Source organism: Streptomyces sp. NBC_00289, from assembly GCF_041435115.1.
Classification (GTDB): domain Bacteria; phylum Actinomycetota; class Actinomycetes; order Streptomycetales; family Streptomycetaceae; genus Streptomyces.
Window position 1 is genome coordinate 4136071 of record NZ_CP108046.1, and the last position, 20905, is coordinate 4156975.

Sequence of the window (20905 nt, forward strand, 5' to 3'; positions counted from 1 at the left end):
CTAGGTGTGGTAAACGCCGCACTGCCGATCGGTGGGCCCGCCACTACTGTACGGATGAGTAACCGTCCCCCCTTTTGAGCAGGCAGGGAGCCGTATCCCGATGTCCGAGCCGGAAGAGCTGCAACAGACCGACATCCACACGACCGCCGGCAAGTTGGCGGACCTGCAGCGGCGTATCCAGGAAGCGACGCACGCCGGCTCGGAACGCGCCGTCGAGAAGCAGCACGCCAAGGGCAAACTGACGGCCCGGGAGCGGGTCGACCTCCTCCTCGACGAGGACTCCTTCGTCGAACTCGACGAGTTCACCCGCCATCGCTCGACCAACTTCGGGCTCGAGAGCAACCGGCCCTACGGAGACGGTGTCGTCACCGGCTACGGGACCGTCGACGGCCGCCCCGTCGCCGTGTTCTCCCAGGACTTCACCGTCTTCGGCGGCGCCCTCGGCGAGGTCTACGGCCAGAAGATCGTCAAGGTGATGGACTTCGCCCTGAAGACCGGCTGTCCGGTCATCGGCATCAACGACTCCGGCGGCGCCCGCATCCAGGAGGGGGTCGCCTCCCTCGGTGCCTACGGTGAGATCTTCCGCCGCAACACCCATGCCTCGGGTGTGATCCCGCAGATCAGCCTGGTGGTCGGGCCGTGCGCGGGCGGCGCGGTCTACTCCCCCGCCATCACCGACTTCACCGTCATGGTCGACCAGACCTCGCACATGTTCATCACCGGTCCGGACGTCATCAAGACGGTCACCGGCGAGGATGTCGGCTTCGAGGAACTGGGCGGCGCCCGCACCCACAACTCCGCCTCCGGCGTGGCCCATCACATGGCCGGGGACGAGAAGGACGCCATCGAGTACGTCAAGCAGTTGCTGTCGTACCTGCCGTCCAACAACCTCAGCGAGCCCCCGGTCTACCCGGAGGAGGCGGACCTCGCCGTCAGCGACGAGGACCGCGAGCTGGACACGATCGTCCCGGACAGCGCGAACCAGCCGTACGACATGCACACGGTGATCGAACACGTGCTGGACGACGCCGAGTTCTTCGAGACGCAGGCGCTGTTCGCGCCGAACATCCTGACCGGCTTCGGCCGGGTCGAGGGGCGTCCGGTGGGCATCGTCGCCAACCAGCCGATGCAGTTCGCGGGCTGCCTCGACATCGACGCGAGCGAGAAGGCCGCGCGCTTCGTGCGCACCTGCGACGCCTTCAACGTCCCCGTCCTCACCTTCGTCGACGTGCCGGGCTTCCTGCCGGGCGTCGACCAGGAGCACACCGGCATCATCCGCCGCGGTGCCAAGCTGATCTACGCCTACGCGGAGGCGACGGTCCCGCTGATCACGGTGATCACCCGGAAGGCCTTCGGCGGGGCGTACGACGTCATGGGCTCCAAGCACCTGGGCGCCGACCTCAACCTGGCCTGGCCGACCGCCCAGATCGCCGTCATGGGCGCCCAGGGCGCGGTCAACATCCTGCACCGCAGGACCATCGCCGAGGCGGAGGCCGCCGGGGAGCTGGAGGCGACGCGGGCGCGGTTGATCCGGGAGTACGAGGACGCCCTCCTCAACCCCTACATCGCGGCCGAGCGCGGCTACATCGACGGCGTGATCATGCCGTCGGACACCCGCCGTCACGTCGTCCGCGGTCTGCGGCAACTCCGTACCAAGCGGGGGTCCCTGCCGCCGAAGAAGCACGGCAACATCCCCCTGTAGGCCGGTCCGACACCGAGGAGCCGTTATGACGATCAAGGTCGTCCGGGGCAACCCCACCCCGGAGGAGCTGGCCGCCGCCCTGGCGGTGGTCCGTGCCCGCGCCGCGGTGGCCGCGGCCACCCCGGCGGGCGTGGCCGCCCCGCGTGACGCGTGGTCGGACCCGTCCCGCATCGCGGCCCACCGTCTGCCCCAGCCGGGCCGGACGGCGTGGTCACGCACCTACTGGCCCGGCTGAGCCGGCTGACCGGCCCGCAGGACCTCGGCCGTCACGGAGTTGCCCCGCCGCGTTCGGACGCGGGGCGCTCGGTGACGGCCGAAGTCGTCCGCGGCCCCGCCGGCGAAGTTGAGTACGCGTACTCAGGCGGCTCGTCCCCGGCTCGACGCAAGCTGGAAGGCATGTTGTGGTCCGACCCCGAGAACGAGCCGCCGAAGGAAATGCGTGACATGCAGACCATGTTGCGGCGGCTGGGCGTTCTGATGGCGCTGGCCATGGTCCTCACGATGATCGTCATCGGGCTGAGCTGAGCTCGGGGCCCGGACCGGGGTGAGCCACGCCGGACACGCCGATACCCTTGCCGCATGACTGATCAGCCGCGCCGTCGACTCGTCCTCGCCTCCCAGTCCCCCGCCCGGCTGGGCCTTCTGCGCCAGGCCGGACTGGACCCCGAGGTCATCGTGAGCGGGGTCGACGAGGACGCCGTGAGCGCACCCACCCCGGCCGACCTGGCCCTCGCCCTGGCCGAGGCGAAGGCGTCCGTCGTGGCGGCGAAGCCGGAGGTCCGGGGCGCGCTGGTGATCGGCTGCGACTCGGTGCTCGACCTGGACGGCCAGGCGCTGGGCAAGCCCGCGGACGCCGAGGAGGCCACCGCCCGCTGGAAGTCGATGCGCGGCCGTGCCGGCACCCTGCAGACCGGCCACTGCGTGTGGGACACGGCGAGCCAACGGCACGTGTCCGCGACCGCGTCCACCGTCGTCCACTTCGGCGAGCCCACCGACGAGGAGATCGCCGCGTACGTCGCCTCGGGCGAACCCCTCTACGTCGCCGGGGCCTTCACCCTGGACGGCCGCTCGGCCCCCTTCATCGAGGGCATCGACGGCGACCACGGCAACGTGATCGGCATCAGCCTGCCCCTGGTCCGGCGGTTGCTGGCCCAGTTGGGTGTCGGCATCACGGAGTTGTGGGTGCCGGCGGAGACGTGACCGGGGAGCCCCCCTCGCCCTTCGCGTCGGCGGGGGCGTCGGCGACGGGCCGCTCCTGGGCGTCGTACGTCATCAGGAGCAGCACGATCAGCGCGAAGACCACCACCATGAACAGCCACGCGTTCCAGCCGACCAGGCCCCAGGTGAAGGCACCCAGCAGCGCGTGCACCACGGCGGCGCTGATCAGCAGGATGCGGCCGACACCCGCCGGCCGCCGGTTCCGCAGGGCGACGAGCAGCGCGACCAGGCCGCACAGCGCGAAGTAGAGACCGAAGACGACCCCGCCGACCTTCGACGACACCGACATCACGTCGGGGTCGAGGCCGGCCAGCGACATCTTCTGCCGGTCGACGACGATCCCCATGAACCAATTGAGCGCGGCGATGCCGAGTGCCTCGACGAACAGCACGACCGCCACGACCCACGCCACCGGCCTGCGCACCACCGGTCCCACCCACTTTCGACTGCCGCGCGAGCAAGATTCCTGTTACCCGAAGTACGTTCGAGACACATGAACGCTACTAACGGGTAAACCGCGGGACAAGGGTTCTGCGGAGGGCAAAGAATCATTGGGCCATTCGTAGGGACTCCACAAAGAAACAGAGTGGGCCGCAGCACGCTCTCACAGAGACCTTGACCACACCGGAGGGCTAGGGTTTCCCGGAGGAGTCCTGCGTGCCGAGGTGCGACAAGGGATTTCCCGGTCGAGCCGGCCTCGCATCACGCTCCGTGTGGGCAAGCTCACCACAGGGGACGGGTCGAAGTGCCGTGTCGGCAGTCCCTAAACTCGGCTTGTTTCAAGGAGGGAGCCTCATCGTGCGCAAGGTGCTCATCGCCAACCGTGGCGAAATCGCTGTCCGTGTGGCCCGGGCCTGCCGGGACGCCGGGATCGCGAGCGTGGCCGTATACGCCGACCCGGACCGGGACGCTCTGCATGTCCGCGCGGCGGATGAGGCGTTCGCCCTGGGCGGTGACACCCCGGCCACCAGCTATCTGGACATCGAGAAAGTGCTGGGCGCCGCGCGGGAATCGGGTGCGGACGCGATCCATCCCGGCTACGGGTTCCTGTCGGAGAACGCCGACTTCGCCCAGGCCGTGCTGGATGCCGGACTGATCTGGATCGGACCGCCGCCGCAGGCGATCCGTGACCTGGGCGACAAGGTCGCCGCCCGGCACATCGCCCAGCGGGCCGGCGCCCCGCTGGTGGCCGGCACCCCCGACCCCGTCTCCGGGGCCGAGGAGGTGGTGGCCTTCGCCCGCGAGCACGGCCTGCCCATCGCGATCAAGGCCGCCTTCGGCGGCGGCGGACGCGGCCTTAAGGTCGCCCGCACCCTGGAGGAAGTACCGGAACTCTACGACTCCGCGGTCCGCGAGGCGGTCGCCGCCTTCGGCCGCGGCGAGTGCTTCGTCGAGCGCTACCTCGACAAGCCCCGCCACGTGGAGACGCAGTGCCTGGCCGACACCCACGGCAACGTCGTGGTGGTCTCCACCCGTGACTGCTCGCTCCAGCGCCGCCACCAGAAACTCGTCGAGGAGGCCCCCGCCCCGTTCCTGTCCGAGGCGCAGGTCGCCGAGCTGTACGCCTCCTCGAAGGCGATCCTCAAGGAGGCCGGCTACGTCGGCGCCGGCACGGTCGAGTTCCTGGTCGGCCAGGACGGCACGATCTCCTTCCTGGAGGTCAACACCCGGCTGCAGGTCGAGCACCCGGTGACCGAGGAGGTCGCCGGCCTGGACCTGGTGCGGGAGATGTTCCGCATCGCCGACGGTGAGGAACTCGGCTACGGCGACCCCGTGCTGCGCGGGCACTCCTTCGAGTTCCGGATCAACGGCGAGGACCCCGGCCGCGGTTTCCTGCCCGCGCCGGGCACCGTCACCACCTTCGCCCCGCCCACCGGACCGGGCGTGCGCCTGGACGCCGGCGTGGAATCGGGTTCGGTGATCGGTCCGGCCTGGGACTCGCTGCTGGCGAAGCTCATCGTCACCGGCCGCACCCGCCAGGAGGCCCTCCAGCGGGCCGCCCGCGCGCTGGAGGAGTTCCAGGTCGAGGGCATGGCCACCGCGATCCCCTTCCACCGCAAGGTGGTCACCGACCCGGCGTTCGCCCCCGAACTCACCGGCTCCACCGACCCGTTCACCGTGCACACGCGGTGGATCGAGACGGAGTTCGTCAACGACGTCAAGCCCTTCACCGCACTCTCCGAGGTCGAGGGCGAGGAGGAGGCGGGCCGCGAGACGGTCGTCGTCGAGGTCGGAGGGAAGCGGCTCGAGGTCTCCCTGCCGGTCTCACTCGGCATGTCGCTGGCCCGCACCGGACTGGCCGCCGGCGCGAAGCCCAAGCGGCGGGCGGCGAAGAAGTCGGGGCCCGCGGCCTCGGGTGACACCCTCGCCTCGCCGATGCAGGGCACGATCGTGAAGGTCGCCGTCGAGGAGGGCCAGCAGGTCACCGAGGGCGACCTGATCGTCGTCCTGGAAGCGATGAAGATGGAACAGCCGCTCAACGCGCACCGGTCCGGCACCATCAAGGGCCTGTCCGCCGAAGTCGGCGCCTCCCTCACCTCCGGCGCGCCGATCTGCGAGATCAAGGACTGACCCGGCTCAGGCCACATCCCGAGGCGCCCGGCGGACTGAGCAGTCAGTCCGCCGGGCGCCTCGTCTTTCCCGGCGCGGCGGGGTGACGCCGGGGCGGAACGCACGGTGAGTGACGCTCGGGGTGAGCGCACGGCGACGGCCGGGGAGGCCGTGGGTCTGGGGCGTGGGTCCGGGCCGTGGGTCTGGGGCGTGGGCCGTGAGAAGGCCGTAGGCCGTGGGGAGGCCGTAGGCCGTGGGGAGGCCGCCCATTCGTGCCCGGTGGCATGCTGGGGGCAGACCGGGGTGCCGGAGAGAGCAGGTGGGGAGCCATGGCGGGTGCGACCTCAGCGGAGACCGCGAAACCGTCGGAAGCCTGGGGTGGCCGGCAGGCGCCGACGACAGCCGGGGCGCCGGGGACGGCCGTGCCCGTAGCGGTCGGCACCCCGCGGGCCATGCGGGCCGACGCCCGCCGCAACTACGAGCGGCTGCTCGCCGAGGCCCGCTCCGCCTTCGCCGCGCACGGCACGGAGGCGTCACTCGAGGACGTTGCCCGGCGGGCGGGCGTCGGCATCGGCACGCTCTACCGGCACTTCCCCAACCGGCCCGCCCTGCTGAGCGCGGTCTTCGAGGACGCGGTGAGCGACCTGCTGGCCCGCTCCCGTGAACTTCTGCGCGCCCCCGAACCCTGCGCGGCCCTGGTGACATGGCTGGGCGAGATGGTCACCCACGCGGGTGAGTACCGTGGGCTCGCGCGGGCGTTGATGGCGGTGTCGTACGACGACTCCTCCGCCCTCGCCCGGTGCAGCGGGCCGATCCGCGAGGCGGGCGGCGCGCTGCTGACGCGAGCGCAGGAGGCGGGCACGGTCCGTCCGGACGTCGCGATCGGCGACCTCCTCCAGCTGACGCACGCGATCGCGCTGGCGGCGGAGGAGACACCGGGTGACCCGGCCCTGGCGGGCCGTCTGCTGCGGTTGACGCTACGGGGGTTGAAGCCGTAGCGCTCCGCGGGGTGCGGGGCTGTCCACTGCCGGGGCTGATCGTGCCCCTGTGGAGCGCTCAGCCTGCGCTGGGAGCCAGCCCGGCACCCGTCTGCGGGTGCGTTGTGGGTGGTCGCGCAGTTCCCCGCGCCCCTATCGGGCACGAACCAAGTCCCGGTTCAGCGGCTGCGCGTGCATTGTGGCTGGTCGCGCAGTTCCCCGTGCCCCTGTCGGGCGCGAACCAAGCCCCGGATCAACAGCTGCCCGCGCCTTGTGGCTCGTCGCGCTACCGCCCGCGCCCCTGTCGGGCACGAACCACGTCCCGGTCAGCGGCTGCGCGTGGCTCGTCGCGCCGGTCCCCGCGCTCCTTTCGGGTGCGGGTCTGATTCGTGTTCAGCGGCGGCGTAGGTCTGCCACTCGGGATCGTTCTGCCGGGCCGGAGTTCGGGTCACCCAGGGTTGTGGCGGCTGTTCGTAGGGCCGGTCCGCCGCCTGGGACCTGGCCGCGGCGAGGGCCCGGGACGGGTACGTCCCGACGCTGTTGCTGGCGCGCCGGGACCGCGTCACCCCCCGAGGCTCCCGCCCCGGCCACGGCGATCTGCACCCCCTGGTCGGCGAGGGCCTGGAGTTCGGTGGCGGCGCGGTCGTCGTGGCCGGGCGGTTCGTCGGTCACGAGGCGGGTGATGAGGTCGGTCGGCACGGTCTGGAACATGGTGTCCGTGCCCAGCTTGGTGTGGTCGGCCAGGACGACGACCTCGGAGGCCGCCTGGACGAGCGCCCGGTCCACGGACGCCGACAGCATGTTGGACGTGGACAGCCCGCGCTCCGCGGTCAGCCCGCTCCCGGACAGGAAGGCCCGGGAGACCCGCAGCCCCTGGAGGGACTGCTCGGCGCCGGAGCCCACCAGGGCGTAGTTGGAGCCGCGCAGGGTGCCGCCCGTCATGACGACCTCCACCCGGTTGGCGTGGGCCAGCGCCTGGGCCACCAGGAGGGAGTTGGTGACGACGGTCAGCCCGGGGACCCGGGCGAGCCGGCGGGCCAGCTCCTGGGTGGTGGTTCCCGCCCCGACCACGATGGCCTCGCCCTCTTCGACGAAGCTGGCGGCGAGGTCGGCGATGGCCGTCTTCTCGGCGGTCGCGAGATGTGATTTCTGCGGAAAGCCGGACTCCCGCGTGAATCCGCCCGGCAATACCGCACCGCCGTGCCGGCGGTCGAGGAGTCCTTCTGCCTCCAGCGCACGCACGTCCCGCCGTACGGTCACTTCGGAGGTCTGGACGACGCGGGCGAGCTCACGGAGCGACACGGCCCCGTTCGCTCGCACCATTTCGAGGATCAATTGGCGACGTTCTGCAGCGAACACGAAACTGACAGTAACGTGGGCGACCGTCTGCTTTCAGCTGTTTGCGCCGAATAGCAGAAGTTGTTCGCACAGCAAGGCACAGAGTGGTATAGGGCCTAGGCTCGCCGACTATGCCGCACGAATGGGCGGCAACTCCCCGTGACCAGCGGGGAGTCGCTTTCGGTCATCAGGCCTGACCGGTCTCCTTGCGGGTGTGGAGCTGGCGGGCCACCTCCGCGATCGACCCCGACAGGGACGGGTAGACCGTGAACGCGTTCGCGATCTGCTCGACCGTCAGATTGTTGTCGACCGCGATCGAGATGGGGTGGATCAGTTCCGAAGCGCGCGGTGCCACGACCACACCGCCGACCACGATGCCCGTGCCGGGCCGGCAGAAGATCTTGACGAAGCCGTCCCGGATGCCCTGCATCTTCGCGCGCGGGTTGCGCAGCAGCGGCAGCTTCACCATCCGGGCGTCGATCTTGCCGGCGTCGACGTCGGCCTGCGAGTAGCCGACGGTGGCGATCTCGGGGTCGGTGAAGACGTTGGAGGAGACCGTCTTGAGGTTCAGCGGGGCCACCGCGTCGCCGAGGAAGTGGTACATGGCGATACGGCCCTGCATCGCCGCTACGGAGGCCAGCGCGAACACGCCGGTGACGTCGCCGGCGGCGTACACGCCCGGAGCCGTGGTGCGGGAGACCTTGTCGGTCCAGATGTGTCCGGAGTCGCGCAGCCTGACCCCGGCGTCCTCCAGGCCCATGCCCGCGCTGTTCGGAATGGCGCCGACGGCCATCAGACAGTGCGACCCGGTGATGACCCGGCCGTCGGCGAGGGTGACCTCGACCCGGTCGCCGACGCGCTTGGCGGACTCGGCGCGGGAGCGGGCCATCACGTTCATGCCGCGGCGCCGGAAGACGTCCTCGAGGACGGCCGCGGCGTCCGGGTCCTCGCCCGGCAGCACACGGTCCCGGGACGACACGAGGGTGACCTTCGCGCCGAGCGCCTGGTAGGCGCCGGCGAACTCGGCACCGGTGACACCGGAACCGACGACGATGAGTTCCTCGGGGAGTTCGTCGAGGTCGTAGACCTGGGTCCAGTTGAGGATGCGCTCGCCGTCGGGCTGGGCGTCGGGGAGTTCGCGCGGGTGACCGCCGGTGGCGACGAGGACGGCGTCCGCGACGAGCGTCTCCTCGGTGCCGTCCGCGGCCCGGACGACGACCTTCCGCGAGCCGTCGAGCGCCTGCATGCCCTCCAGCCGGCCCCGGCCGCGCAGGACGCGGGCGCCGGCCCGGGTGACGGAGGCGGTGATGTCGTGCGACTGGGCGAGGGCGAGCCGCTTGACGCGCCGGTTGACCTTGCCGAGGTCGACCCCGACCACCCGGGCCGCCTGCTCCAGGGGCGGGGTGTCGTCGGCGACGATGATGCCCAGTTCCTCGTACGACGAGTCGAAGGTGGTCATCACCTCGGCCGTGGCGATGAGGGTCTTCGACGGGACGCAGTCGGTGAGCACCGACGCCCCGCCCAGCCCGTCGCAGTCGACGACGGTCACCTCCGCGCCGAGTTGGGCGGCCACCAGGGCCGCCTCGTATCCGCCGGGTCCGCCACCGATGATCACGATCCGAGTCACGTACCCCATTGTCCCGCACGGTTCAAGGTGTCGGCGCCCCGGGGGCCGAGGAACGCGTCACAGGTGGCCCTGGGACCGGAGAGACGGACGTGACGGCTGCCGTACTCTCGACGCATGTCGCTCTACGCCGCGTACGCCGGCAACCTCGACGCGCGGCTGATGACCCGCCGCGCCCCGCACTCGCCGATGCGGGCCATCGGCTGGCTGAACGGGTGGCGGCTGACCTTCGGGGGCGAGCACCTGGGCTGGGAGGGGGCGCTGGCGACCGTCGTCGAGGCGCCGGGCTCCCAGGTCTTCGTCGCGCTGTACGACATCGCGCCCCCGGACGAGGAGTCGATGGACCGCTGGGAGGGCGTCGGCCTCGACATCTACCGCCGGATGCGGGTGCGCGTGCACACGCTGGAGGGCGAGGAGCCGGCGTGGCTGTACGTCCTCAACGGCTACGAGGGCGGGCTGCCGTCGGCGCGGTATCTCGGGGAGGTCGCCGACGCCGCCGAGTCGGCGGGTGCGCCGCACGACTACGTGATGGAACTCCGCAAGCGCCCCTGCTGAGAACCCCACCGGTACCTCTGCCCCCTGTCGCTGCCCGGCACCTCACCCATCACGCCTCTTCGGCACATTCGCTCGATTCGCTGGATTCGTTGGAAACGACAAGACAACGATCGCCGTGCCGTGAGCTCTGTCATCTACGCGCGTAGGCCCGAACCGGCTACCCTCATCCGCGTGAACGCATCTCTTCTTCCGGACGACATCCAGGGCGACCCCCACGCCGCCGCCGACGCCGCCGCCGCGCGCCTGCGCGAACTGACGGGCGCCGAGACCCACGACGTCGCCCTCGTGATGGGCTCCGGCTGGGCGCCGGCCGTGGATGCCCTGGGCGCACCCGACGCCGAGTTCCAGGTCACCGAGCTGCCCGGGTTCCCCCCGCCGGCGGTGGAAGGGCACGGCGGCACGATCCGCTCGTACCGGATCGGCGACAAGCGCTCGCTGGTCTTCCTCGGCAGGACGCACTACTACGAGGGCCGCGGGGTGGCCTCCGTCGCCCACGGCGTCCGTACGGCCGTCGCCGCCGGCAGCAAGACCATCGTGCTGACCAACGGCTGCGGTGGGCTGCGGGAGGGCATGCGTCCCGGTCAGCCGGTCCTGATCAGCGACCACATCAACCTGACCGCCACCTCCCCGATCGTCGGCGCGAACTTCGTCGACCTCACCGACCTGTACTCCCCGCGTCTGCGCGCCCTGTGCAAGGAGATCGACGCGAGCCTCGAGGAGGGCGTCTACGCCCAGTTCCCCGGCCCGCACTACGAGACGCCGGCCGAGATCCGCATGGCCCGTGTCCTCGGCGCGGACCTGGTGGGCATGTCGACGGTCCTCGAGGCGATCGCCGCGCGCGAGGCCGGGGCCGAGGTCCTGGGCATCTCCCTGGTGACCAACCTGGCCGCCGGCATGACGGGCGAGCCGCTGAACCACGAAGAGGTCCTGCAGGCGGGCCGCGACTCGGCGACCCGGATGGGCTCCCTGCTCACGCAGGTGCTGGGCCGGCTGTAGGTTCTCCCCCCGCGGCGCCACGATCCCGCCCCTCCGGCGTTCGAGGAGCGGGGCCCGGGGCCGCAAGCCCCTGGGGGAAGGGAAGGGCGGTGGGAGCGCGAGCGCTCCCCCTGCCCACCGCACCTTCTGGGTACACACCAAGGCACGACGACGAGAGGTTGACCCGACGTGCACGACGAACTCATCGCACGGGCCAGGGCATGGCAGGCCGAGGACCCCGACGCGGAGACCCGTGAGGAACTCGGCAAGCTCATCGACGCCGGGGACCACGCGGAGCTCGCCGCACGCTTCGGCGGCACCCTCCAGTTCGGCACTGCCGGCCTCCGGGGCGAGCTCGGCGCCGGCCCGATGCGGATGAACCGCGCCGTCGTCATCCGCGCCGCCGCCGGCCTCGCCGCGTACCTCAAGGCCCAGGGCGGGGCAGGCGGCCTCGTCGTCATCGGCTACGACGCCCGCCACAAGTCCGCCGACTTCGCCCGCGACACCGCCGCGGTCATGACCGGCGCCGGCCTCCGGGCGGCCGTACTCCCCCGCCCGCTCCCCACTCCCGTCCTCGCGTACGCCATAAGGCATCTCGGCGCGGTCGCCGGCGTGGAGGTCACCGCCAGCCACAACCCGCCCCGCGACAACGGCTACAAGGTCTACCTCGGGGACGGATCCCAGATCGTGCCCCCGGCGGACGCCCGGATCGCCGCCGAGATCGACGCCGTCCGCTCCCTCGACGACGTGCCCCGCCCCGATGCCGGCTGGGAGACCCTCGACGACTCGGTCCTCGACGCCTACCTCGCCCGCACCGACGAGGTCCTGGCGGCCGGCTCCCCCCGCACGGCCCGCACCGTCTACACCGCGATGCACGGAGTCGGCAAGGACGTCCTGCTCGCCGCCTTCGCCCGGGCCGGCTTCCCCGAGCCCGTGCTCGTCGCCGAGCAGGCCGAGCCCGACCCGGACTTCCCGACCGTCGCCTTCCCCAACCCGGAGGAGCCCGGCGCGATGGACCTCGCCTTCGCGCAGGCCCGCGCGAGCGACCCGGACCTGATCATCGCCAACGACCCGGACGCCGACCGCTGTGCCGTGGCCGTCGGCGACGGCGGGGCGTGGCGGATGCTGCGGGGCGACGAGGTCGGCGTCCTGCTCGCCGCCCACCTGGTGCGGCGCGGCGCCCGCGGCACCTTCGCCGAGTCGATCGTGTCCTCCTCCCTGCTCGGCCGGATCGCCGAGAAGGCGGGGCTGCCGTACGAGGAGACCCTCACCGGCTTCAAGTGGATCGCCCGCGTCGAGGGTCTGCGCTACGGCTACGAGGAGGCCCTCGGCTACTGCGTCGACCCCGACGGCGTCCGCGACAAGGACGGCATCACCGCCGCGCTCCTGATCACCGAGCTGGCCTCCGAACTCAAGGCCGAGGGCCGGACCCTCCTCGACCTCCTCGACGACCTCGCCGTCGAGCACGGCCTGCACGCCACCGACCAGCTCTCGGTCCGCGTGGCCGACCTGTCGCTGATCGCGAGCGCGATGCGGCGGCTGCGCGAGCGGCCGCCGACCCGACTCGCGGGCCTGCCCGTTACCAGGGCCGAGGACCTCACGCAGGGCACGGAGACGCTGCCGCCCACCGACGGCCTGCGCTACACCCTCGACGGCGCCCGCGTCATCGTCCGCCCCAGCGGCACCGAGCCGAAGCTGAAGTGCTACCTGGAGGTCGTCGTCCCGGTCGCCATGCACGCCGGTCTGCCCGCGGCCCGCGCGACGGCGGCCGACCTGCTGGCGGCGATCAAGCGCGACCTGTCGGCGGCCGCCGGCATCTGACGGACGCGAGGGGGTGCCGCCACTCAGGGGCACCCCATCGAGTGATTCCGCGCGACAGCCGACGCACGCTCCCCGGCCCGCCTCGCTCCCCGGGAACGGTTGAGCGGTACCGCCGTACCGCCCGCCGAGTACTGGAGCTGCCGCCGTGTCCTCGACCGCCCCCAGCACCCGCGTCCCCGGCACCCGGCGCCCCCGCACCCCCACCACCACGGCCCCCGCCGGCCGTGCCCACGCGCTGCGTGCCGCGCTGCGCCGGGCGGCCCCCGCGCTGCTCGCCCACGTCGCCGTACGCTCCGCGGGCCTGCTCGTCCTCGCCGTCTGGGCGCACCGCCGCCACCACGGCGTCTGGCCGCTTCTGGCGGCCCAGTGGGACGCCCGCTGGTACCTGGGCATCGCCGACCACGGCTACGCCCGCACGCTCGGCTCCGCGTTCGACTCGAACAACCTGGCCTTCTTCCCGCTGTATCCGGCCCTGGTCAAAGCCGTCGCGGCCGTCACCCCCGGCAGCCGGGCGAGCACCGGCCTGGGCATCTCGGTCGTCGCCTCGCTGGTCGCGGCCTGGGGCGTGTTCGCGGTCGGCGACCGGCTGCACGGCCGGCGCGTCGGCATCGTGCTCACCGTTCTCTGGGCCGCGTTCCCGGTCGGCCTGGTGCAGTGGATGGGCTACACCGAGTCGCTGTTCACGGCCTTCGTGGCCTGGGCGCTGTACGCCCTGCTCACCGACCGCCCGCTCACGGCGGCCTGGCTCGCGGTCCTGGCCGGTCTGACCCGCCCGACCGGCATCGCGGTAGCGGCCACCGTCACGGTCACGGCCCTGCTGTCGCTGCGCCACCGCTTCTCGGCCCGCGCCCTCGCGGCGGCGGCCCTCGCCCCGCTCGGCTGGTGTGCCTACGTCGGCTGGGTGGGCCTGCGCCTGGGCCGCTGGGACGGCTACTTCGCCGTACAGCGGATGTGGCACAACGAGCTGGACGGCGGCCGGGAGACCCTGCTCCGGTTCCGGGACCTGCTCGGGCGCGACTCGACGCCCGAACTGTTCCTGGTGATGGTGACGCTCACCCTGCTCGGGTCGGCCGCTCTGTTCGCCCTGTCCGTGGGGGACCGCCAGCCGCTCCCCCTGCTGGTCTTCACAGCCGTCCTGCTGGCGATCGTGCTGGGCAGCGGAGGCGTCTACTTCCCCCGGGCGCGCTTCCTCCTCCCGGCCTTCCCGCTCCTGCTCCCGCCGGCCCGGTACCTCTCCCACGCCTCCCCCCGCCTTCGCGCCCTCGCCCTGACGACCGCGGTCCTGGGCTCGGCGTACTGCGGCGCGTACATGCTGCTGGTGTGGCCGAGCGCGCCATGACGGGGCCGCACTTGGGCACGGCCCCGGACGAGCGCCGCGAGGGGAACGGCGTACGCGGTGCCGAGTGGGCCGTGGGGCCGTGGGGCTCAGGCAGGGCTGGGTGAAGCGGGGTGGTGACGGGGGCGGTGGTCACGGGGGCGGTGGTCACGGGGGCGGTGGTCACGGGGGCGGCCACCGCCTGGTGGGTCCACCGGTGCGTCAACGCCGGTGAGCTTCGAGGCGGGGGCGGCCACACGCCGGGTCAACATGGGGACCGGCCTGGCCACACGCCGGACGACGCGGTGACCGGCGTGGCCACACGCCCGTGAACGCCGGGAAGGTGAGGCCACGCCCCGGTGCGGACCGTCGGCGGGCCGCCGTGTCAGGCACCGTCCGCGCCTCGGTGACCGCCGTGAGGAGCAGCCCGTCTCGACGCGCTGGTGACCGCTAGAGACCGCTAGAGCAGTGTCCTCGCCGACGTCAGGAACGCGAGCCAGGTCAGTGCGAACAGGACCGCCAGTGGCCACAGGGCGCGCCCCCGCACGTGTGCCTCGCTGTCGCCGGTGGGACGCAGGGCGGGGTCGGTGTGCATGGCGGTGAGCTCGGCGGCCAGGGCGTCGTACGGATGGGTCAGGCCACGCGCGCGCTGGAGCCGGGCCCAGCGGGGCGCGGCGACCGCCCAGGAGTCGCCGCCGCGCCAACGCAGCTTCAGCTCGAAGTGCTCACGGCGCGCCGAGCGGAGGTCGTCCCACGGGATGTGGGTGGGGTGGCGCAGGCCGTTCAGCCAGAGTCCGGTGCGGTCGGCGGTGATGCGCCAGCACAGCTTCACGGGGAGCCGGGCCCCGCCGTACAGACCGGCCGCCGCGACCACGATCTGCTGCCAGAGGCTGACGTCCGCGTCGAGGAACACGGCCCAGCAGGTCCAGACGCCCCACTGCACCAGCAGCACGCCGGACAGCCAGTCCACCCCACCCGCACGCCAGCGTCGTACCGGCACCGGTGCCGTGGATCGCGCGGCCTCCACCAGCAGCCGGTGCTGCTCCCCGGCCACCGCGGCACGGGCCGACGCGCGCTTCTCCCGGGCGAGGCGCCGCCGCGCACCGCCAGGCGAGAGCGGCCGTACGGGACCCGACGACCGCTCCGTCACGGGTGGTTCGCCCGGCTGCGGGGAGGCGCTGACGAGCAGGATCTCGGCTCCGTCGTACGGCGCCCCGTAGAGGACGGCCTCGCGCAGCGGGCCGGGCTCGTCGGTCTCCAGCCGGTCGAGGAGCTCGTCGATCTCGGCCTCGGTGTCGTCGCCGCGGGAGTCGTCGTGGTCACCGGAGTCGTCCTCCGCGTCCTCGTCCGCCTCCGTCGTGGCGACGGTGAACAGCGGGCGCAGTGCGGTCGTGTCGTCGGCGGCGAAGACCTCCGCGTCGCCGCCCTCGTTCTCGCGTACCAGCACGCGCAGGACGGGCGCGGGGGTGGCGCCGAGCGCGGTGGCGCGGCGCCGGCCCAGTACGCCGGAGAGCACCACGGTGGCGCCCAGACCCGCCACGAAGAACCCGGCGGCCGCGGCTCCCCCACGGTCGTCCGGCGCGCTCCACAGCCCGGCGGTCGCGAGCAGGACGACCCCCGGCACCAGGATCACGAGTCCTGCCCCGGTGAGGAACCGGCCCCGGCCGAGGGCCGGCCCCCTGTCCGGCAGCGGGGCCGTCACACCTCCGGCCGCCGCCAGTGCCGCCTTTCGCTGCCGCACCCGCGCCCGCAGCCGCAGTTCCGCGACCGCCCAGGAACCCCCGGCCACCAGGACGGCACCGGGAACGACCAGCCACAACGGCGCGGGAGGCCGGACGGCGGCCAGGACGACCAGCGCGGGCGCCGACACTCGCACGGCCTCGGGCCGCAACGGCAGCCAGACGAGGTGCATCGCCACCAGCGCGGCGAGGAACGGGGACCAGCCGGCCAGGGCCAGGCCCAGCGCGGCCAGAGCGGCGGTCAGCAGCACCAGGTGGAGGTGGCGCCACCGCGGAGGCACCGTCACCGGCCACGACGGCAACGCCTCGGACCACCGGTCCGCCCGCTCCGCGGTCCAGGGGAGACAGCCGTCGGGTATCGCGGCGGGGGGCAGCGGCAGGGGCTGCCCTGGACTCGTACTCATCGCTTCCCAGACACTCGGACCACGGGGGTCGGTTCGGTCCTCGACACCGTGTCCGGGTGGGGGCCGTCCCGGCCGAGGGGAGCCCGATCATGACCCGGCAGGCTGTGAACACACAACGCGCCGGCGCCCACAAGGGCCAGGGGGAACTGCCCGACCAGCCACGACGCACCCGCAGGGCCGGACAGACCGGACCGTCCAGCGGACGCGAGCCCGAACACTCACGCAACCTCCGACGGTTACGCGAACGCGATCGGTCACGCGAACCCGAGCGCCGACGCGAACCCCACCGGTTCGGCGACCCCCGCTCAGCCCACCGCCAGCAGCACCGCCAGCAGCACCACTCCGGCCAGCGCGGGCCCCACGACCTCGTACGCCCAGCGCACGCTCACCTCGCCCTGCGCCGTCGCCGCCTTCCCCCGCGCCTCGAGGATCGCGCGCAGTTCGTCCATGACCTTGTCGAACTCGGCGCGCGTCGGTCCGTCGTCCACGGCACCGCCTCCGCCGAACCCGCCGCCCATGCCACCGGCCCAGCCACCGCGGCCACGCCGGCCGGAGGCGCGGCCCTCCTTCTCCGCCGTCGCGCGCGCCTCCCGTCGTGCCGCCTTGCCGCGGGCCCGCAGCGAGACGGGGATGGCCCACAGCTGGAACTTCGTGCCCGACTTGGTGAGGACCTCGTTCGAGTAGCCGGACCGCAGCATCTCGACCTTCCCCCAGGGCAGCACGATCACCCGGAACGGGTTCCGGATCCGCAGCCGGTCCTCCCCCGCGAAGACCGCGGGCCGGACCGTGAAGGCCACGATCAGGGGCACCAGGAGGAGCAGCGTGGCGAGCGCCAGCCAGGGCGTGCGCCCCTTGCCCGCGACCAGCGCGTCGAAGCCGAGCCAGGCGACGATGGCGAGCAGCAGCACACCGCCGACGAGTCCCATCGGCGACCGGTAGATCCGGTCCTTGGACGCGGGTGCCGAGGGCTGCGGCGCTGGTGGCTGATGCTCCGGGGTCGTCATAGTCCCGATTGTGCCCGACGTCCGGCCCGGCCCTCACAGGCGGTGCCGACCGGCCCCGCACGGGCGGCCGTCACCCCGCGGACACGGGCGCCACCGCCCCGCAGAGGCGAGCACCGCCACCCCACAGACGCAGCCGAGAGCACTCCACAGGCGCCCGGACACGGCCGCCCACAGACGCGGCCGAGAGCACTCCGCGCTCACCGCCGGGGCCACCCCACACCCACACCCCCGCCCGCACCCGCTGCCGATTTGTCCTCCGGGGTGTACAGCCGCTACGCGCGTAGATATGCTCGTCTGGTGACCATGCCCACCACCGCACCCCACGCACTTGCTGACGTCACCACGTCCGACAGCACACTGCGCCGCTTCCTTCACGGGCTGCCCGGCGTCGACGCGGTCGGCCTGGAGGCGCGCGCCGCCTCGCTCGGCACCCGTTCCATCAAGACGACCGCGAAGGCGTACGCCATCGACCTCGCCATCTCGATGGTCGATCTGACGACGCTGGAAGGCGCGGACACCCCGGGCAAGGTCCGGGCGCTCGGCGCGAAGGCGGTTCGTCCCGACCCGACCGACCGCACGACTCCGGCCACGGCCGCTGTCTGCGTGTACCCCGACATGGTGCCCTTCGCGAAGGAGGCCGTCGCCGGCTCCCCGGTGAAGGTCGCCTCGGTCGCGACCGCGTTCCCGGCCGGCCGCGCAGCCCTCGACGTGAAGCTGGCCGACGTGCGCGACGCGGTCGCCGCGGGTGCCGACGAGATCGACATGGTCATCGACCGCGGGGCGTTCCTCGCGGGCGGGTACCTGAAGGTGTACGACGAGATCGTCGCCGTGAAGGAGGCCTCCGGCGCGGCCCGCCTCAAGGTCATCTTCGAGACGGGCGAGCTGTCGACGTACGACAACATCCGCCGCGCGAGCTGGCTCGGCATGCTGGCCGGGGCGGACTTCATCAAGACGTCCACCGGCAAGGTGGCGGTGAACGCGACACCGGCGAACACCCTCCTGATGCTGGAGGCCGTACGGGACTTCCGCGCCCAGACCGGGGTCCAGGTCGGCGTGAAGCCGGCCGGCGGCATCCGCACCAGCAAGGACGCGATCAAGTTCCTCGTGCTGGTCAACGAGACCGCGGGCGAGGACTGGCTGGACAACCACTGGTTCCGCTTCGGCGCGTCCTCGCTGCTGAACGACCTGCTGATGCAGCGTCAGAAGCTGGCCACCGGCCGCTACTCCGGCCCCGACTACGTGACGGTGGACTGATCACCATGGCTTCCGTATTTGAGTACGCACCGGCGCCCGAGTCCCGCTCGGTCGTCGACATCGCCCCTTCCTACGGCCTGTTCATCGACGGCGAGTTCGTGGAGGCCGCCGACGGCAAGGTCTTCAAGACCGTCTCGCCGTCCACCGAGGAGGTCCTCTCCGAGATCGCCCAGGCGGGCGAGGCGGACGTCGACCGTGCCGTGCGGGCCGCCCGCAAGGCCTTCGAGAAGTGGTCGGCGCTGCCCGGCTCCGAGCGCGCGAAGTACCTCTTCCGCATCGCCCGGATCATCCAGGAACGCAGCCGCGAACTGGCCGTCCTGGAGACGCTGGACAACGGCAAGCCCATCCGGGAGACGCGCGACGCCGACCTGCCCCTGGTCGCCGCGCACTTCTTCTACTACGCGGGCTGGGCCGACAAGCTCGAGCACGCGGGCTTCGGCGCGAACCCGCGGCCCCTGGGCGTGGCCGGCCAGGTCATCCCCTGGAACTTCCCCCTGCTGATGCTGGCGTGGAAGATCGCCCCGGCGCTCGCGACGGGCAACACGGTGGTGCTCAAGCCCGCCGAGACGACCCCGCTCTCGGCCCTGTTCTTCGCGGACATCTGCCGCCAGGCGGGCCTGCCGAAGGGTGTCGTCAACATCCTCCCGGGCTACGGCGACTCCGGCGCCGCTCTGGTCGCGCACCCCGACGTGAACAAGGTGGCCTTCACCGGCTCCACGGCCGTCGGCAAGGAGATCGCGCGCACGGTCGCGGGCAGCCGCAAGAAGCTCACGCTCGAACTGGGCGGCAAGGGCGCCAACATCGTCTTCGACGACGCGCCGATCGACCAGGCCGTCGAGGGCATCGTCAGCGGCATCTTCTTCAACCAGGGCCAGGTCTGCTGCGCCGGCAGCCGCCTGCTGGTCCAGGAGTCGATCCAGGACGAGCTCCTCGAGTCCCTCAAGCGCAGGCTCTCCACGCTCCGCCTCGGCGACCCGATGGACAAGAACACGGACATCGGGGCGATCAACTCGGCCGAGCAGCTCTCGCGCATCACCACGCTCGTCGAGCAGGGCGAGGCGGAGGGCGCCGAGCGCTGGTCGGCGGCCTGCGAACTCCCCTCGTCCGGCTACTGGTTCGCCCCGACGCTGTTCACCAACGTCACCCAGGCGCACACCGTCGCCCGCGACGAGATCTTCGGCCCGGTGCTGTCCGTCCTCAGCTTCCGTACCCCGGACGAGGCCGTCGCCAAGGCCAACAACACGCCGTACGGCCTGTCGGCGGGCATCTGGTCGGAGAAGGGCTCCCGCATCCTGGCGGTGGCGAACAAGCTCCGGGCGGGCGTCGTCTGGTCCAACACGTTCAACAAGTTCGACCCGACCTCGCCGTTCGGCGGTTACAAGGAGTCGGGCTTCGGCCGCGAGGGCGGCCGCCACGGCCTGGAGGCGTACCTCGATGTCTGACAAGTCCGAGCAGCAGCGCCTCAGCGTCTTCAAGACCTACAAGCTGTACGTCGGCGGGAAGTTCCCGCGTTCGGAGAGCGGCCGGGTGTACGAGGTGACCGACCCCAAGGGCAAGTGGCTGGCGAACGCGCCCCTTTCCTCCCGCAAGGACGCCCGTGACGCGGTCGTCGCCGCCCGCAAGGCGTTCGGCGCCTGGTCGGGCGCGACCGCCTACAACCGGGGCCAGGTCCTCTACCGCGTCGCCGAGATGCTGGAGGGCCGCAAGGGGCAGTTCGTCCACGAGGTCGCCGACGCCGGGGGCCTGTCGAAGTCGAAGGCCGCCGACCAGGTGGACGCGGCCATCGACCGCTGGGTCTGGTACGCGGGCTGGACCGACAAGATCGCCCAGGTCGTGGGCGGCGCCAACCCGGTCGCGGGCCCGTTCTTCAACCTGTCCTCCACGGAGCCGACCGGAGTGGTGGCGGTCCTCGCCCCGCAGGAGTCGTCGTTCCTGGGCCTGGTCTCCGTCGTCGCCCCGGTGATCGCCACCGGCAACACGGCGGTCGTGATCGCCGGCGAGCGGTTCCCGCTGCCGGCCCTCTCCCTCGGCGAGGTCCTGGCCACCTCCGACCTCCCCGGCGGGGTGGTCAACGTCCTCTCCGGCCGTACGGCGGAGATCGCGGCGCCGCTGGCCGCGCACCAGGACGTCAACGCGATCGATCTGGCCGGCGCCGACGACGTACTGGCGAAGGAACTGGAGATCGCGGCAGCCGACAACCTGAAGCGGGTTCTTCGTCCACAGCCTGTGGACGACTGGAGCGCCGCCCCCGGCACCGACCGCATGACGGCCTTCCTGGAGACGAAGACGGTCTGGCACCCCACGGGTTCCCTGGGCGCTTCCGGCTCCGGCTACTGACAGACGCCCGGACCACGGATCCGTCCGGGACCACGCATCCGTCCGCGACCACGGATCCGTCCGCGACCGCGGGCCCGTCCGGAGCCGGAGTG

At 72.3% G+C, this 20905-nt stretch carries 18 protein-coding genes; 13 read left to right on the plus strand and 5 right to left on the minus strand.

The window, feature by feature from the left end:
• Positions 1-100: 100 nt before the first annotated feature.
• The 4 genes from OG985_RS18715 to OG985_RS18730 all read left to right on the plus strand — a co-directional run bounded on the left by OG985_RS18715 (position 101) and on the right by OG985_RS18730 (position 2902).
• Entirely contained in the window at positions 101-1702 is a 1602-nt protein-coding gene (locus OG985_RS18715; RefSeq protein WP_371669492.1) for an acyl-CoA carboxylase subunit beta, read from the plus strand.
• Positions 1703-1727: 25 nt separating this feature from the next.
• Entirely contained in the window at positions 1728-1937 is a 210-nt protein-coding gene (locus tag OG985_RS18720; RefSeq protein WP_371669493.1) for an acyl-CoA carboxylase epsilon subunit, read from the plus strand.
• Between the two features lie 161 nt (positions 1938-2098).
• A complete protein-coding gene (gene mmpB, locus OG985_RS18725) occupies positions 2099-2227 on the plus strand; it encodes a morphogenic membrane protein MmpB (protein ID WP_371674424.1) in 129 nt (42 codons plus the stop codon).
• 54 nt (positions 2228-2281) lie between these two features.
• Complete coding sequence (locus tag OG985_RS18730; RefSeq protein WP_371669494.1) at positions 2282-2902, plus strand: nucleoside triphosphate pyrophosphatase; 621 nt, start codon at positions 2282-2284, stop codon at positions 2900-2902.
• Here the strand turns inward: OG985_RS18730 and OG985_RS18735 are convergent.
• Positions 2871-3347: a hypothetical protein gene (locus tag OG985_RS18735; protein ID WP_371669495.1), complete on the minus strand. Its 477-nt coding sequence runs from the start codon at positions 3345-3347 to the stop codon at positions 2871-2873. The two genes, OG985_RS18730 and OG985_RS18735, sit on opposite strands and share 32 nt — an antisense overlap.
• A gap of 371 nt (positions 3348-3718) precedes the next feature.
• Here OG985_RS18735 and OG985_RS18740 point away from each other — a divergent pair, with 371 nt between their 5' ends.
• Together OG985_RS18740 and OG985_RS18745 are read left to right on the plus strand one after the other, a co-directional pair.
• Complete coding sequence (locus OG985_RS18740) at positions 3719-5491, plus strand: biotin carboxylase N-terminal domain-containing protein (RefSeq protein WP_371669496.1); 1773 nt, start codon at positions 3719-3721, stop codon at positions 5489-5491.
• Positions 5492-5922: 431 nt separating this feature from the next.
• Complete coding sequence (locus OG985_RS18745; protein ID WP_371674425.1) at positions 5923-6468, plus strand: TetR/AcrR family transcriptional regulator; 546 nt, start codon at positions 5923-5925, stop codon at positions 6466-6468.
• Between the two features lie 372 nt (positions 6469-6840).
• Here the strand turns inward: OG985_RS18745 and OG985_RS18750 are convergent, their stop codons facing one another.
• Together OG985_RS18750 and OG985_RS18755 are read right to left on the minus strand one after the other, a co-directional pair.
• On the minus strand, positions 6841-7770 hold the full coding sequence (locus tag OG985_RS18750; protein WP_371669497.1) for a DeoR/GlpR family DNA-binding transcription regulator: 930 nt from the start codon (positions 7768-7770) through the stop codon (positions 6841-6843).
• 202 nt (positions 7771-7972) lie between these two features.
• Entirely contained in the window at positions 7973-9421 is a 1449-nt protein-coding gene (locus tag OG985_RS18755; protein ID WP_371669498.1) for an NAD(P)H-quinone dehydrogenase, read from the minus strand.
• A gap of 105 nt (positions 9422-9526) precedes the next feature.
• Between OG985_RS18755 and OG985_RS18760 the strand changes: the two genes are divergently transcribed.
• The 4 genes from OG985_RS18760 to OG985_RS18775 all read left to right on the plus strand — a co-directional run bounded on the left by OG985_RS18760 (position 9527) and on the right by OG985_RS18775 (position 14099).
• Positions 9527-9964, plus strand: coding sequence for a gamma-glutamylcyclotransferase (locus tag OG985_RS18760; RefSeq protein ID WP_371669499.1), 438 nt, complete (start codon positions 9527-9529; stop codon positions 9962-9964).
• Between the two features lie 171 nt (positions 9965-10135).
• Positions 10136-10960 carry a purine-nucleoside phosphorylase gene (locus OG985_RS18765; RefSeq protein ID WP_371669500.1) on the plus strand — a complete coding sequence of 275 codons (825 nt, stop codon included), beginning with the start codon at positions 10136-10138 and terminating at the stop codon, positions 10958-10960.
• 168 nt (positions 10961-11128) lie between these two features.
• Positions 11129-12760, plus strand: coding sequence for a phospho-sugar mutase (locus tag OG985_RS18770; protein WP_371669501.1), 1632 nt, complete (start codon positions 11129-11131; stop codon positions 12758-12760).
• Between the two features lie 145 nt (positions 12761-12905).
• Positions 12906-14099, plus strand: coding sequence for a hypothetical protein (locus OG985_RS18775; RefSeq protein WP_371669502.1), 1194 nt, complete (start codon positions 12906-12908; stop codon positions 14097-14099).
• A gap of 436 nt (positions 14100-14535) precedes the next feature.
• Here the strand turns inward: OG985_RS18775 and OG985_RS18780 are convergent, their stop codons facing one another.
• Both OG985_RS18780 and OG985_RS18785 read right to left on the minus strand, forming a co-directional pair.
• Positions 14536-16218: a hypothetical protein gene (locus OG985_RS18780; protein ID WP_371669503.1), complete on the minus strand. Its 1683-nt coding sequence runs from the start codon at positions 16216-16218 to the stop codon at positions 14536-14538.
• A gap of 305 nt (positions 16219-16523) precedes the next feature.
• Entirely contained in the window at positions 16524-17222 is a 699-nt protein-coding gene (locus tag OG985_RS18785) for a PH domain-containing protein (protein ID WP_371669504.1), read from the minus strand.
• A gap of 303 nt (positions 17223-17525) precedes the next feature.
• Between OG985_RS18785 and deoC the strand changes: the two genes are divergently transcribed.
• The 3 genes from deoC to OG985_RS18800 are packed head-to-tail and all read left to right on the plus strand — an operon-like array spanning position 17526 to position 20813.
• The gene (gene deoC / locus OG985_RS18790; RefSeq protein WP_371674426.1) at positions 17526-18476 is read left to right on the plus strand and encodes a deoxyribose-phosphate aldolase; all 951 of its coding nucleotides are present in this window, start codon (positions 17526-17528) and stop codon (positions 18474-18476) included.
• A gap of 5 nt (positions 18477-18481) precedes the next feature.
• Positions 18482-19918 carry an aldehyde dehydrogenase family protein gene (locus OG985_RS18795; RefSeq protein WP_371669505.1) on the plus strand — a complete coding sequence of 479 codons (1437 nt, stop codon included), beginning with the start codon at positions 18482-18484 and terminating at the stop codon, positions 19916-19918.
• The gene (locus OG985_RS18800) at positions 19911-20813 is read left to right on the plus strand and encodes an aldehyde dehydrogenase family protein (protein ID WP_371669506.1); all 903 of its coding nucleotides are present in this window, start codon (positions 19911-19913) and stop codon (positions 20811-20813) included. The genes OG985_RS18795 and OG985_RS18800 overlap by 8 nt, the downstream gene beginning before the upstream one ends.
• Positions 20814-20905: the final 92 nt, after the last annotated feature.